Origin of the sequence: Limihaloglobus sulfuriphilus, from assembly GCF_001999965.1 — a bacterium.
GTDB lineage: Bacteria > Planctomycetota > Phycisphaerae > Sedimentisphaerales > Sedimentisphaeraceae > Limihaloglobus > Limihaloglobus sulfuriphilus.
The window spans coordinates 3,727,966-3,742,707 of sequence record NZ_CP019646.1; the positions used below are offsets into that span (position 1 = coordinate 3,727,966).

A 14,742-nucleotide genomic window follows, 5' to 3' on the forward strand; every position below is an offset into this window, starting at 1 on the left:
CCCGCCCGGCTTGCGGCGGCCAGGTTCCGACGAGCTTTTTGGGTGGCCCATTCTCACCCGGCCGCCGGTCCGGGCGAAACAGGCCTGGCGTATCTGCCCAATAACGTCGAAAATAATCGTTTTATCCAAATCCAACTTGACAAATGAAACTAAAAATAGTAAATAACAACTGGTTTAACTGACCCATTTTGAACGCGCTCATAGTGACCTAATTTAAAGCGCCGATTGACACAAAGAAGTTTTCATTGTTTCCTTTCTCTTTTCCATCGTCAGATTACCTTCCCAGAAACTGCCCAGAGAGCTGTAGCATGAAAAAGAGACAAGATCAACATTTACATACGGCAGCACACTGTTGGTGAGTGTCTTTTTGCCTTTTTTTATCGCATCTTCAACTAATACCGCTTCCATATAATGAAACACATCAACATTATTATGCTGCGTATCGCGCTTTGCGTTATCAACTGCAAGCTGGCGGGTGTTCATTCTTTCGATCATTCCGTCAAAGGCCTTTTGGCTGATTTCCCTGTCGCGGCTGTACGGCTCTCCCATTATCGCCCAGTCGCCTTCCCAGTGACCCAGGAAAAAAGTCTTGCCGGAATTGTCAAACTCTGTCAGCAGATAGCATGTCAGGTCGTAAATCTGCTGATATTCATCAATACGCTGGCTTTCACTGTAGCCCTGTGCCCAGTCGTAATGCGGTTTCCACTCTCCATCTACAATCGGAGAGCAGTGTGCCCAGAAAAAGTAGTAATCAAAAGGCATCCGCAAGACTTTCCTGTATGAAGGCTCCTTGTCAAGAAGCGATGTAAATGAATTTATGTCCGTATTTTGCGGCAGCATGTAATGATCTGAATAATCTGAATCTATCAGAATCTTTAATATATTTGAACCCATTTCTTCGATCTGCATAGCCGTCTCGACAAGGCGTGTTTCTTCGGTGAACTGATATTTCGGCTGAAAAGTCTGGGTGCCGAGAACATAATTAAACGGAGGATAGGTTTCTTCGGCGAAACTATAACCAATTTGCCAAAGAAGAAAGACCAGGGTTAAAGTCATCAAATTATGTGTGTAAATTTTTAATTTCACTGTTTGCCTTCCTGTTTTTTTATCTATGGCCGCCATGGAAAATAAAATACTTCGCGCCATTTTAGTTGCATTTATTTTTTCAGTCAGTCCTGAATGTACTTGCGGGCAGTCCGGCCTTGTTAAACAGATTTGGACGGGCGGTGTTTGACCAGCCGAAACGTACATTCTTAGGTTCTTTGACTGCATCGTTTCTGACAATAACAGTACTGTCTTCGATAACCGCCTGGGCAGGGACAAACTCATTATCTTCTCCTGCAATCTCAAAGTCGGTCAGTTTGCCGCCTTTGGCTTTCAGGCCGCCGTCTGTATGGTCAAAAAATATTCTTATAGCCTCTTTCTCGATCTTCATTGATTTGTATAGCGGCCCTGAATATACAACATTCTTTTTGCCGTACACCTTAGCCAAAGCCCAAAGTGCAAGCCTTTCGCCGACGGGTTTCTTGTCAGGGGGGTGAATATTTTCAATATCATCAACAAGGTCAGTGGTTACAACCATACCGGTATTGGGCAGAGACAGTGTCAGCAGCTGGGCCTCCCGCAGTTCCGCGCCTATATAAGGCTCCGGATACGTCCAAGGGGCAATCTGCACATAGTAAAACGGCATATCCGGCTTGTTCCATGCCTGCCGCCAGTTCTCAATCATAGCAGGGAATATGCTTCTGTACTCAAGTGCCTCTCTGGCGTTAGCCTCTCCCTGATACCATATTACTCCCTGCAATGTATAGGAAATCAAAGGGTGTATCATGCCGTTAAACAGGGAAGCCGGCCCTCGGGGATTACCCGGGCCCATCGGTTCCCATGGTTTGGGCGGCGCTTCTTTGCCGTCTTCTCTGGCCTTTTCTACTTTCTTCTCCCATTCTTTGACTCTTTCTTTCCATTCTTCCAGAGCCTGGGGGTAGCGGTTACATGCCGCGTCGTATTTTTCAAGAATGGATTTGAAGGCTTCGTGAGACCTCATGAAATCCATATCCGTCCAGCTCTGGCTTGGAGTGCCGCCGTAGGATGACTTGATCAGTCCGACAGGTATGCCAAGCTCTTTATATAGCTTTCTGCCGAAGAAAAACCCTGCCGCGGTAAAGGATTTGGCTGTTTCACTGCTGCAAACCTGCCACTGTCCAGGGCAGTCGTTCTGTTTATCTTTGGCGGCATTGCGGGGGACTTCAAAAAACCGGATTTTGGGATAGTCAGCGTCTAAAAGCTCACGCTGCCAGTCGTTAACCCCCGGCTGCCACACATTTATTGCCCCCACGGTCATCTCCATGTTGGACTGGCCCGAGCAGAGCCAGACCTCGCCGATGAGTACATCTTCGAGGATTATATCGCTGCTGCCTCTCACGGCGATCTTATACGGCCCGCCTGCAGAGGGTGTCTGGAGCCGCAACTCCCATTTGCCGCTATTATCGCAGCTTGCGGTATGCTTTTCTCTCGACCAGCCGGGGGTAACGGTAACTTCCTGCCCCGGCTTATCCCAGCCCCATAGCGCGGCGGAATCGTTCTGCTGGAGAACCATGCCGCTGCTGAGTACAGATGGCAGACTTGTCTGTGAGCAGACAAGCGAACATGCCGCCAACATCGTGATTATTACAGCCGTTATGCAGCTGCGTTTAAAATCATAGTTTTTTTTCATAAAGACCATATTGTTCTCACTAAGTTTTAACTGAATACGATATCCTGTCCCTGCCAGTTTGTCTTCTTTAGCCATTTTTTCAGCTCATTTTGCAGTTCCTTTTTAGCCCGGATACCTTATAAAAAAAAGTCATCTTTTTTACTTGCGCGCTAGATCAAGTGCCTGTATAGTAGGCGTTTATAAAAAACAAAAGAAACCTGTCACGATAACAGATTGTAACAGAGAACAGCTAACCTTTACAAGCACAAAATCTAAAAAAAATGTTGCTGATTTTATGGGCGGCCGGCTCAGCTCTGTCTGTTTGCAGACCGGACAAGCTGCCATGAGTTTCTGGCCTAATCAGTTCCGGCTTCTGCTCTCTGGTGCGGCATATATTTTGGTAGAGAATCTTCGCAGGATTCGCATCCCACGTTCCTCTGTTCGCTTTCGGGCCCCAGGCAATGAAATTTACGGGAGTGAATCATTTAAAAGACATCCCTGAAATTTTAGCCGAGATATTTAATGTTGAAGATTTTCCAATCGCATTGGAACAAAAAAGTGAAATGAGAGTGGATTGCCCCGGACTCCAATCTTATTGTTTATCTGAAATATGTTGATTTATAAGGTCTGTGAGTCTATACTCTTGGGTCTATGAACGGAAAGAAATTATATATACGCAGTTTCGGCTGTCAGATGAACAAGCTCGATTCAGGGCTGGTAACCAGGGCCTTTACCTTCGCGGGCTGTGAGCTCGTTGATGATGAGGGCGATGCCGATATAATCATATTTAATACATGCTCTGTCCGTGAAAAAGCCGAGCAGAAGGTGCTTTCACGAATCGGCTATGCCGGACATCTGAAAAAAGACAGGCCCGATATTGTCGTTGCGGTTATCGGCTGCATGGCACAGCGCCTTGGAGATAAGCTGCTCGAAAATCCGGCGGTTGACATAGTCTGCGGCCCCGGGAGGATACCGACTCTGCCCCAGCAGGTTCGCCAGGTTATGCAGCAGCATGGACACCTTGTCTCTGTCGAGGATGACATTCGCAAAATCCCCGAAGCACAGGCTCAGCAAATGCTGGATGAGTTTGAGTACATTAACGATTCTGATGAAGGGCAGATCCGCGGTCAGGCGTTTATCCGTGTTATGCGGGGCTGCAACAATTTTTGTTCGTACTGTATCGTTCCGTTTGTCAGGGGGCCCGAGGTTTCGCGGCCGCCGGCACAGATTATAGAGCAGGCCAGGAAACTTGCCGGTACAGGCGTAAGACAGCTCACGCTGCTGGGCCAGACGGTTAACTCGTATTTTTACGATGACGGTGGCAGGAAGTGGCGGCTATCTGACATTCTCGAAGCAGTGTCCCAGATCAGCGGCATAGAGCGGATACGTTTCATAACCAGTTATCCCCATTTGGATTATGATGAACCGCTCTTTCATGCCATGGCGGATATTGATGAGGTCTGCCCGTATCTTCATATGCCGGCACAATCCGGTTCTGACCGCGTTTTGAAGGCTATGAACCGCAAATATACGGTTGGTCAGTACCTCGAAACCCTTGATAAGGCACGTGATATCGTGTCTGGAATAACCATAGCCTCAGACTTTATTGTCGGTTTTCCCGGTGAGAGCGAAGATGACTTTGAAAAGACAGTAAACCTAGTTCAAAAAGCAAGATATAAAAATATCTTTGCGTTTAAATACTCGCCGCGGCCCGGCACGAAAACCGAGACACGCATGGCCGATGACGTGCCGGAAGAGATCAAAAAGATACGGGTTAATAAGCTACTGAAAATACAGGAAGATATAAGCAGACAAGATAATGCCGCATTAGTCGGCACTCGTATGAAAGTCCTTGTTGAAGGGCCCAGTAAAAAGGCTCATCTGAATAATGCCGACCATCAGAAATACCCTCAGCTGATTTCACGCTCAGCGGGCGATCACATTGTAGTGTTCAACGGTCCCGAAATACTTAGTGGGAAATTTGCCCGGGTTGAGATAAAAAAGGCCTCAGCCCTGACACTTTTTGGAGAATATTCTGAAGGATCATAGGTTCGGAAAGGTTTTTCTATAAAGGGTTTATAATCTTTCTTGTTTCTGATGCGAAAAATATTTGACAAAATAAGATTATATTCTTGACAAATACAGTTTTAAATTCTAAAATCGGTACAGTTAGTGAGAGAAAGAAATTGTGGCAGGTCGTTCTTGCTATGATTTATAAAGTGAAAGAGTTTAAACCGAATCTATTTTGGGTTTTGCCCTGTGTGTAGATAAGGTTGTAAAAGAGAGATTGTATAAATTATCGAGGAGAAAGAAATGACGTGTAAAAAAAGTCTAATTATCACACTTGCGCTGGTATTGTTTACTATGTCAGCAAATTCCGCACTTATTTTGGATGATTCCTTTGAATCTCCTGTCATAACCCCCGACCCGAGCTTGACTTTCCTGAAATTGTATGATACAGGTGAAACTTTTGGTTCGTGGCTGGTTGTTTCTGGAGACATTGAAGTTGCAAATGACACCTATGGCGGCTTTGCAGCTTACGATGGAGATCAAAGAATCGCCCTTAACGGAACTGTACCGGGTAAAATCGGTACGGAGCTTGCAACAGCAGCCGGACAGGAGTACACCGTAAGCTTCTACATTTACAACAATAATGATGTAACTGTCGGGTTTGCAGGAGCTTCGGATGACGCCTACATTGATTCTGACATATTCAACGCGGGCAGCAGCAGCTGGCAGGAGCAGACATGGAATTTCACCGCACAGGGTGCAAGCACATGGCTGTTTTTTGAAGGCGATGCGACCTCTGCGAATTCCGGTCCCAGTCTGGATATGGTAACCGTAGTCCCAGAACCGGCGACTATGGCTATCCTGATCCTTGGCGGCATCGGCATGAGGAGCATGAGACGCTTCAGGTAAGATTCTAATAAGTAGAATTTATAAAAATCTAAAAAGACTGTCGGGTTTGTTCCTGACAGTCTTTTTTTTGGTGTGCCCGGCAGGGCACACTTGCTTGGGAGTGCAAGTCTCCTTTGGGCCCGGCAGCGGTAACCATTAGTCTGGCGGCAAGGGGTGAATGGTTAAAATGAACCGCCGTGGTACGTATGGAACCGTATGCCAAGTGGTGCGAGAGGCCGTGTTGAAGTCCCAGCCTAATCGATACGTGCAGCATCGAGCCCGGCGAGAAGGCGTAAAACACCGACCGCCTTAAAAAACTGTTAGTTTTGAGAAAATTCGTGAATTTTCTCTACAAAATCTGTTACAATACAGGTTTGTCAATGAAATCAATAAAGCGAGTTTAAAGGTTAGAATCACAGATATGTTTATAGACGAAGCACAAATACATGTAAAAGCCGGTGACGGCGGGCACGGATGCATGAGTTTCCGCCGCGAAAAATATATGGCCAAAGGCGGCCCCGACGGCGGTAACGGCGGCAGGGGGGGCAGTGTGTATTTACTTGCCGCGGCTGATGTTGACACATTGCTGGATTTCTCGGGCAGGCCTGAATGGAAAGCCGGCAACGGACTGCCCGGAGAGGGTTCCAACCGGTTCGGTGCAGACGGGGAAGACCTTGTCATACGGGTGCCGGTGGGCACGCTTGTTCACGATGTTGACAGTGAACTGATGATAAAGGATCTCAACGAAGACGGTATGCAGGTTTGTATCTGCCGCGGGGGCAAGGGCGGACGCGGCAACAAGGAATTTGCCACGTCAACCCACCAGACACCTCGAGAGACAACTCCCGGATCACCCGGGCAGGAACGCAACCTGCGGCTTGAGCTGAAATTGATAGCTGATGTCGGCATGGTCGGCCTGCCAAACGCCGGCAAGAGCACGCTGGTTTCAAGGTGCAGCGCGGCAAGGCCCAAAATCGCAAATTACCCGTTTACAACACTCGAGCCCTCGCTTGGAATTGTAGAGCTTAGCGGCTACCGCAGGTTTGTTATGGCTGATATTCCCGGGCTTATAGAGGGAGCACATCAGGGAGCGGGACTCGGGCATGATTTCCTCAAGCATATTGAAAGAACACGCACGATAGTGCATCTTATCGATATAGCACCGATGGACGGCTCGGATCCGGCTGATAATTACAGGGTAATCCGTAATGAACTCGAGCAGTACAGCAGCGTACTTGGTTCAAAGCCGGAGATTATCGCCGCAAACAAGTTGGATCTTGCCTCTGGAGATGAATTTGATAAACTCAAGGCCGAGCTTGGCAGAGACGACATAGTCGGCATATCAGCCGTTACCGGTCAGGGACTTGAAGAGCTTAACGAAAAGCTCTGGAAAATGGTAAAAAGTGCCGACGGCGGCCAAGACATGGCGGATAATTGATAAGAACGCGTAATTCGCGGCTTAAACTGTAATTTAAAACAGAATGAATATGAATATATTAGCAATAGACATTGGAAACACTAACATCAAGTTTGGCCTTTTCCTAGAGGGCGAAGCTCAGCCGGTCAAGAGTGTCGGCGTAAATGACGACGAGAATATCCGTTCAACACTGCACAGCCTTTGGGAACAGGTGCCCGCAGCGCCGCGTTCAAAAGAAAAGCTGCGCGACGCGGTTATTGTCGTATGCAGTGTTAATCCTCCGGCAACAGAGCGGTTCCGCACTGCCGTATCCGAGGAGATAAAGGAGAAGATCCTCGAGATTGGCCTGGATAAGGACGTACCACTGCCGATAAAGCTCGGCGTAGAATATCCGGCGGATGTCGGCGTTGACAGGGTACTTGCGGCCGCGGCGGCGTACCTGGTCGTTGAGCAGCCGGTGATCGTCGCTGATTTCGGTACAGCTATAACAATAGACGCGGTTGATGATGACGGCACGTTTATGGGCGGAATCATCGCCCCGGGTATAGCCGTCTCAGCCAAAAGCCTGGCGGAGAATACCGCTAAACTTCCCGAAATCGTTGTCAACAAGCCGGTAATGACACTCGGCGGCAATACCAGAGACGCCATAAACAACGGTATCTATTTCGCCGCGGTAGGGCTTCTGGAGACAACATGCCGCAAGTTTGCCGAAGAGATGGAAGTCTGGCCCCAGACCATCGTTACAGGCGACGGCGCGGAAACGATAAAAGAGGATTGTAAATTTGTGGACAACTGGGTGCCGTCACTGGTGATCAAAGGCATCGTGCTGGCATATATGAAATACATTCAGGAACGACCGGTTTCATAAGGAATTTCGTCCAATACCAGTAGGCTGCTAAAGATATAATTTAAGGAATAGAAATATGATAACCCAATGCTGCATAAAAAACTATAAATGTTTTGAAGACTTCTGTATTTCAGACTTAAAACGCCTGAACCTGATATCAGGAAAAAATAACGTTGGCAAAAGCTGCCTGCTGGAAGCTATTTTTCTATCAGAAGACTTTGGCAACACTGATGCAATTGCCAGACACAGTATTGCACGAGGCCTGGAAAAACTTGAAAGAACAATAGAATCTTCAACTCGACCAGCTTTTTATAATTACGATACAAACCGTGCTATTGAAATAGAATTAACCATAGATGGACAGAAACGAACAACAACACTCACATTAAAAAATGCAATTGAAATATTTACCGAACAAAAAATCAAAGAACATAAAATAAATGGGCTAACAGACAAAATTAAAGATAAGAAATGCCTGAATTTTTACGTAAGTCAAAATGGCAAAACTACTCATTACTCCCATACTGTCAATACTGACAGCATTACTGTATCTCAAATCAGCAGAACAGAAAAACCTAATGCACATTGGCATATCATAAGAAGTGGTAAAGCCAAGCAAAAAGATATGAGTGACTTTTTCAGTGCGATTGCATCCAGGGGTGAAGAAAAAGAAATTCTTAAAATAATGCAAAAACTTGAACCGCGTCTTGAAGATTTGAAATTACTAACAGAAGATGGCAACCCAATGCTTCACTGTAAACTAAAAGATATGAAAACAACTATGCCAATTTATTTTGCAGGTGATGGCTTCGTGAAGTTACTAAGTTTGTCACTAGTAATATTATCAACTTCAAATAATGTGATTTTTGTTGATGAGATAGAAAACGGGCTCCATTATTCCGTTTTGCCGGACTTCTGGAAAATCATAACAGAGATTATTGTTGAAAATGACTGCCAGTTGTTTGCAACGACCCACAGCTATGAGTTCATACAGGCCGCGGCACAAAACACAAATAAATATAAAGATGACTTCAATTTTGTGCGTCTTGAACGAAATAAAACCGGGCAAATAATTCCCAGGCAAAGTACATGTGACATGCTGCTCTCTGCGATAGAATCTGACTGGGAGGTTCGCTAATGCCCATTGAAAAAGATAGTATTAAGAAACCAAACTTACTCTATGTCGAGGGAAAGGATGCAGAGCTTTTTTTTGTGTATGCTCTACGTTCACTTGGCCTTAACAATATTCAAGTCTTTTCGTTTGCAGGCAATAGCAAGATTGATGTTGCCCAGCTTTTACGTACACCTGCCTCGGAAGGCGTTGAAGTCAAAAGGTTAGTAATAATAAGAGATGTTGAAGTTGGCACAAGAGAGGATGCCATCAAAAGCATACAAAGTAAGCTAACTGATGCCGGTCTTAAGGCTCCACAATCAGAGTTTGCTTTAACCCGGACTGATTGCATTGAAGTTGGTTTTGCACTGCTTCCAACAAAGGATATTGAGGGATGTACACTTGAAAGTCTATGTGTGAATATGCTTTCTGATAAATCTGCAGCCGAATGTGTTGATTCTTTTCTGAAATGCTGTAATAAAAAATACTGTGGTGTATTTAAACAAGAACATAAGAACAGGTTGTATTCACATCTCTCAGGGACAAACAGTTATAAAGGTATGAAGATAGGTGAAGCGGCGAAAGCCGGAGCATTCGATTTTGAATCTGAAGCATTCAAGCCTTATAAAAAATTCTTAACTTCCATTAATTCGTAAATAATACACATAATCTGTGGATAAACTGATTAACCGGTAATTATATCATGACACAAAAACTACAGAGCGATGATTATCCCAAGGTGTACGCGTCTTTGGTAACCGGCAGGGGTTCTGCCGCGATAGCCTCTGTTGAGCTTTACGGCCGCGGTCTCGAGAGAATGCTGGAGGGTGTAGTTTCGCCAATTCCAAAAAAAATTGGCGGCATGTGTCTCTGTGAAATTCAGATTGACGGGCGGAGAGTTGACCAGGCGCTGGCGGCGTTTGAATCGGCCGACTCGCTTCTGCTGCATTGCCACGGCAACCCGATAATCGCCGAGTCACTGCTGAAAAAGTTATCAGAACACGGCGCGGAAATTGTTTCAAACCGCCGACTGCTAAGGATTAAGCTCGAATCAGGCGGCGGGACTCTTCCAAACACAATCGCCCTTGAGGCGGCACTGGCTCAGTATGATGCACAAACCTTCAGCGGGATAGAGATTATTCACAATCAGCTCACATGCGGCCTTGTCTCGGCGATGGAGACGCTCCAAGCCGCTCCGCAAGCCGCCGCCTGGACAGTCAAAAGCATACTCGATGCAACACAAATCGCTGCCCGGATCATCCGCGGCGTAAAGTGCGTGATCGCCGGTCCGCCAAACAGCGGTAAGAGTACGCTGCTCAATGCCCTGTGCGGCACGGAGACAGCAATTGTATCTGATACTGCCGGCACAACACGTGACTATGTTACCGCTGATACGGATGTACGCAGCGGGGGCATCGAATACAAGGCGGAATTTATCGATACCGCCGGTCTGGACGCGGAACTTGCCGGCAAAGGAGATGTTGACGCCGAATCGCAGCGGGCTTCGATAGAGATGATACGCTGCTCTGATATCGTTATTTACATGCAGTCCGCCGATGATGATGCAGCTTGCGGGAAGGAAAATATCCGCAGGATTCTGCCTGTTGATACGCCGCTGCTTCATGTCATCAACAAGACAGACCTTTGCGGAGAGGCGGAGCTGGAGGGGCTGAAACAAAAATATCCCGATTCACTGCATATAAGCGCATCAAAGGGCTGGAATATCGAGCCGATTGCTGATACAATATCGTGCCTGCTGGGCATAAGCGGTTTTGACACGGCCTCTGCGGTATGCTTTACCCAAAGGCAGATCAGCTTGACAGAACAGCTGGCAGAATGTAAAACAGACGAAGATGTTCAAGGTACCGTCAAAGAGATTCTTTACGGAAAATTAAAATAGATATATGGCCAATACTTCTGACAATTTGACACCTGCGATGAAGCAGTTTCATCACTTTAAGGACAAGTATCCCGATGCGGTGCTGTTCTTTCGTATGGGTGACTTTTATGAGACTTTCTACGAAGACGCCCAGATTTGCTCTCGGGTACTCGGTCTGGCATTGACTACCAGAAACAAAAATTCCGCCAATCCGATTCCCCTTGCGGGCCTTCCGTACCATGCGGTTGATGCGTACCTTAAAAAGATGATAAAAGCCGGCTACAAGGTCGCGGTGTGTGAGCAGGTCGAGGATCCTAAAAAAGCAAAGGGCGTCGTAAAACGCGATGTTGTCAGGGTAATAACTCCCGGCACACTAACAGACGACATACTGCTTGATGAGAAGGAAGATAATTTTCTCTGCGCTCCGTATCTCGGGCCAAAGGGCGCTGCCCTGTGCTGGGTGGATATATCGACAGGGCATTTCTACGCTCAACAGCTCGATGAAGACGCGATTGTTGATGAGATACTGCGGCTCTCACCGAGTGAATGCCTGGTGCCGGAGAAGAGAGAGCAGCTTTTCGGAGACGATTACGCCAAACTCGCCAAACAGCTATCCGAGATTTCCAGCATTGTCATTACCCATCGGCCAGGGTGGTATTTTGACCCTTACAGCGCGGAGAAATCTCTTCTAAAGCATTTTGGCACAAATACGCTTGAGGGTTTTGGCGTGGATGGTGACAGTGATGTTATACCGCCTGCCGGCGCTCTGCTGGAGTATCTTTCAGAGACACAGAAGACCAGCCTCGCACATATCCGTTCGATCAAACTTATAAACAAACGCAGCTTCCTGCATATTGATCAAACTTCTCTGCGAAGTCTTGAGATATTGCGGACTATGAGAAGCGAGGACAAAAAAGGCTCACTGTTTGACAGCATTGACCAGACACTTACCGGCATGGGTGCCAGAATGCTCCGCGGCTGGGTATGTATGCCGCTCAGGCAGGTTGACAGGATCACAGAGCGGCACACCGCGGTACAGGAGCTGTGCGATTTTTCGCAGAAACTTGATGATATTCGTTCTCAGTTAAAGAACACCGCCGACCTCGAACGGATAGTGTCGAGAATCAGCACGTTTCGCGCATCGCCAAAGGATTTTGTCCTGTTGGCCGATACTCTCCGCAAGATACCGGCAATGAAATTGCTGCTTAGCGAATCGGTTTCGGGGCTTCTCAAAAACCTCGCGCAGGGCTGCGATACAATGGAAGAGCTGGCGGATCTACTCGAGGCGGCGATAGAGCCGGAGTGTCCGAGCCATTTTCGTGACGGGGGTGTTATCCGTACGGGCTTCAACGCCGAGCTTGATGAGCTTCGCGGCATTTCAAAAGACGGCCGGAGCTGGCTGGCGGCCTACCAGAAAAAGCAGATAGAGCTTACCGGCATACAAAATCTCAAACTCGGGTTCAACAAGGTCTTCGGGTATTACCTCGAAATCAGCCGCTCAATGGCGGATCAGGTGCCCGGGGACTACGTGCGCAAGCAGACGCTGAAAAACGCCGAAAGATATATTACACAAGAGCTCAAAGAATACGAGGACAAGGTGCTTAGTGCACACGAGAGAAGCCTTGAGCTGGAGCTGAGTATCTTTGACCAGCTGCGCAGCCGCGCTGCGGGATATGCCTCGCGTTTGCAGGTGCTCGCCCAGTGCGTCGGCTGTATCGACTGTATTGCCTCGCTGGCGCATCTCGCTCTGCGGCGGGGATACATACGGCCGGAAATGTGCGGCGAGAAGGTTCTGGAAATAAAAGAGGGCAAACACCCCGTCGTAGCCCAGAGCCTGGGAAATGAGTTTGTGTCGAATGATCTTGAGCTGGGCGGCGAATCGGCGGATGTAATGATAATTACCGGCCCAAATATGAGCGGCAAGAGTACCTATATCCGCCAGAGTGCTTTGCTGGTGCTGATGGCGCAGATGGGCAGCTTCATACCCGCTGAATCGGCGCGTATCGGAGTGGTTGACAGGATATTTACCCGTGTCGGCGCATCGGACGAGCTGGCAAGGGGCCAGTCAACGTTTATGGTAGAGATGACCGAGACCGCCAATATCATAAACAACGCAACAGACCGTTCACTGGTGGTTCTCGACGAGGTCGGCCGCGGTACAAGCACCTATGACGGGCTCTCGCTGGCCTGGGCGATCACCGAGCACATTGCCAACAATATCGGCTGCCGCACGCTGTTTGCAACACATTATCACGAGCTCACGGAGCTGGCCCAGCTGCTGGACAACGTGAAAAACTGCAACGTCGCAGTGCGTGAATGGATGGATGAAGTGGTTTTTCTGCACAAGATAGTACCCGGGGGCACCGACAAGAGCTATGGTATTCATGTTGCCCGCCTTGCCGGACTGCCGGCAAGTATAACCGCCCGCAGCCGTGAAATACTTGATGACCTGGAAAGTACCTTTGTCAAAGAAGCCTCCGGAGAAAAACTGGCGAGAAACAAAACCGCTCAGCAGCCTCAGCAGCAACTTTTCGTTGAACAAAACAGAAGTGTGCTCGAGAAACTTTTAAACCTCGATGTCAATAACCTGACGCCAATTGAGGCGATTACTCTTCTCAACGATATCAAGAAAGAGATAAGAGAAAATTAGCCTTTTGGCCGCATAATTACCGTTGTGCATTCGGCGGGGTTGTATTCCCTGAGCATTTGGTTAATTTGCTCGGCAGTTACCGCTTTAACGTTTGCCACTTCGTTGTCAATAGTTCTGTATTCTTCGAGGTATGTCCAGTTGATGCCGACCTCTATCAGCCGTCCCATTGGAAGCTCATTTTTCAGGGTAATGGTACTTAGTACCTTGTTACGGGCCTTATTGAGTTCGTCCTCTGTTACACCGTCCTTGTGAAGTTTTTCCAGTTCGGCCTTGGTAATCTCGAGTACCTCAGCGCTGTTTTCCGTGCCGCAGCGGAGGTACGAGTATATGGCGCCCGTGCCGTCCATCGGGTCGTACTGGCTCGAAGCGATTTCGGCTTTTGCCGTGTCAACCAGGCTCCAGAAGAGTCTTGAGCCGGTATCGTCGCCGAGTATTACGCCTGTCAGCATCGCGGCGTACTTGAGCTCGTGCTGAGCGGATACAGACGGTGAAACAATGCAGATATGCTCTCGTATAAGCCCCTGTTTCTGTACCGTGTCTGTTTTGGCGTTTCCCTGGTATGCGGGTGTCTGGCGTTTTGCCCCTGAGGCTTTCCAGCCGCCGCAGTTGGTTTCTGCCAGCTTGCACAGGGCATCCCAGTCGAAATTGCCGCAGCAGACGAGAGTAAGGTTATCGGAGGCGTAGCGGCGGGAGAAATATTCCCGCATCTGCGAAGATGTAAGGTTTTTTATACTTTCATCGGTTCCCAGAACACTGTAGCCGCACGGGTGATTATTAAAGTGCAGGCTTCTGGCCCGATCCATTACGTCGAAGTGCGGCAGGTCCTGATACATTGCGATTTCTTCGAGGATGACGTTTTTCTCCATGTTGAAATCATCGTCTCGCAGCGAAGGGCGCATCAGCTGTGTCCAGAGATCGGCCACCTCTTCGAGGTATTCCGGCAGAACAGCGGCGTAGTAAACGGTGTTTTCCTCGCTTGTAAACGCGTTGAACTGCGCTCCGGTGCGGTCAAACGCCTCGTTCACCTCCAGTGCCGTGAGTTTGTCGGTACCCTTGAACATCATGTGCTCAAGAAAGTGCGAAACGCCGTTGATAGCGTCATTTTCATCACGTGCGCCGGTTTTTGCAAAGAAACCGACAGCGGCTGACTGTGCCGCGGGGTTGACTTCGCCGATTATATTTAATCCGTTATCGAGTGTTTTGTGTTTAAATTGCATAGTTACTCATAATTTGTGAATTCTGGTCAGT

The 14,742-nt window shown here is 47.9% G+C and carries 11 protein-coding genes and 1 pseudogene; 9 read left to right on the forward strand and 3 right to left on the reverse strand.

Going from position 1 to position 14,742, the window contains the following annotated elements; all coding sequences use genetic code 11:
- Positions 1–213: 213 nt before the first annotated feature.
- Entirely contained in the window at positions 214–1,086 is an 873-nt protein-coding gene (locus SMSP2_RS14215) for a hypothetical protein (protein ID WP_146684685.1), read from the reverse strand.
- Between the two features lie 79 nt (positions 1,087–1,165).
- Positions 1,166–2,788 (reverse strand): sialate O-acetylesterase, encoded by a 1,623-nt coding sequence (locus SMSP2_RS14220; protein ID WP_146684686.1) that lies wholly within the window; start codon positions 2,786–2,788, stop codon positions 1,166–1,168.
- Between the two features lie 213 nt (positions 2,789–3,001).
- On the opposite strand from SMSP2_RS14220, the pseudogene SMSP2_RS15315 reads away from it, so the two are divergent.
- The 9 genes and pseudogenes from SMSP2_RS15315 to mutS all read left to right on the forward strand — a co-directional run.
- Positions 3,002–3,119 (forward strand): annotated as a pseudogene (locus SMSP2_RS15315) (transposase); the annotation flags it as partial.
- Between the two features lie 224 nt (positions 3,120–3,343).
- Positions 3,344–4,741, forward strand: coding sequence for a tRNA (N6-isopentenyl adenosine(37)-C2)-methylthiotransferase MiaB (miaB, locus tag SMSP2_RS14225; RefSeq protein WP_146684687.1), 1,398 nt, complete (start codon positions 3,344–3,346; stop codon positions 4,739–4,741).
- Between the two features lie 264 nt (positions 4,742–5,005).
- A complete protein-coding gene (locus SMSP2_RS14230; protein ID WP_146684688.1) occupies positions 5,006–5,611 on the forward strand; it encodes a DUF642 domain-containing protein in 606 nt (201 codons plus the stop codon).
- Positions 5,612–6,011: 400 nt separating this feature from the next.
- Entirely contained in the window at positions 6,012–7,028 is a 1,017-nt protein-coding gene (gene obgE, locus SMSP2_RS14235) for a GTPase ObgE (protein WP_146684689.1), read from the forward strand.
- A gap of 49 nt (positions 7,029–7,077) precedes the next feature.
- Entirely contained in the window at positions 7,078–7,875 is a 798-nt protein-coding gene (locus tag SMSP2_RS14240) for a type III pantothenate kinase (RefSeq protein WP_186804760.1), read from the forward strand.
- A gap of 55 nt (positions 7,876–7,930) precedes the next feature.
- Complete coding sequence (locus SMSP2_RS14245) at positions 7,931–8,992, forward strand: AAA family ATPase (RefSeq protein ID WP_146684691.1); 1,062 nt, start codon at positions 7,931–7,933, stop codon at positions 8,990–8,992.
- On the forward strand, positions 8,992–9,621 hold the full coding sequence (locus SMSP2_RS14250) for a DUF3226 domain-containing protein (protein WP_146684692.1): 630 nt from the start codon (positions 8,992–8,994) through the stop codon (positions 9,619–9,621). Before SMSP2_RS14245 ends, SMSP2_RS14250 begins: the two co-directional genes overlap by 1 nt.
- Before the next feature lie 47 nt (positions 9,622–9,668).
- Positions 9,669–10,865, forward strand: coding sequence for a GTP-binding protein (locus SMSP2_RS14255; RefSeq protein WP_146684693.1), 1,197 nt, complete (start codon positions 9,669–9,671; stop codon positions 10,863–10,865).
- A gap of 4 nt (positions 10,866–10,869) precedes the next feature.
- Positions 10,870–13,494 (forward strand): DNA mismatch repair protein MutS, encoded by a 2,625-nt coding sequence (gene mutS, locus SMSP2_RS14260; protein WP_146684694.1) that lies wholly within the window; start codon positions 10,870–10,872, stop codon positions 13,492–13,494.
- Here the strand turns inward: mutS and SMSP2_RS14265 are convergent.
- Positions 13,491–14,711, reverse strand: coding sequence for a M16 family metallopeptidase (locus SMSP2_RS14265; protein ID WP_146684695.1), 1,221 nt, complete (start codon positions 14,709–14,711; stop codon positions 13,491–13,493). The genes mutS and SMSP2_RS14265 overlap by 4 nt on opposite strands.
- Positions 14,712–14,742: the final 31 nt, after the last annotated feature.

Coding starts and splice junctions, on each gene's coding strand:
- miaB (WP_146684687.1), top strand. CDS start 3,344: ATGAACGGAAAGAAATTATATATACGCAGTTTCGGCTGTCAGATGAAC.
- SMSP2_RS14240 (WP_186804760.1), top strand. CDS start 7,078: ATGAATATATTAGCAATAGACATTGGAAACACTAACATCAAGTTTGGC.
- SMSP2_RS14220 (WP_146684686.1), bottom strand. CDS start 2,788: ATGGCTAAAGAAGACAAACTGGCAGGGACAGGATATCGTATTCAGTTA.
- mutS (WP_146684694.1), top strand. CDS start 10,870: ATGGCCAATACTTCTGACAATTTGACACCTGCGATGAAGCAGTTTCAT.
- SMSP2_RS14265 (WP_146684695.1), bottom strand. CDS start 14,711: ATGCAATTTAAACACAAAACACTCGATAACGGATTAAATATAATCGGC.
- SMSP2_RS14245 (WP_146684691.1), top strand. CDS start 7,931: ATGATAACCCAATGCTGCATAAAAAACTATAAATGTTTTGAAGACTTC.
- SMSP2_RS14250 (WP_146684692.1), top strand. CDS start 8,992: ATGCCCATTGAAAAAGATAGTATTAAGAAACCAAACTTACTCTATGTC.
- obgE (WP_146684689.1), top strand. CDS start 6,012: ATGTTTATAGACGAAGCACAAATACATGTAAAAGCCGGTGACGGCGGG.
- SMSP2_RS14230 (WP_146684688.1), top strand. CDS start 5,006: ATGACGTGTAAAAAAAGTCTAATTATCACACTTGCGCTGGTATTGTTT.
- SMSP2_RS14255 (WP_146684693.1), top strand. CDS start 9,669: ATGACACAAAAACTACAGAGCGATGATTATCCCAAGGTGTACGCGTCT.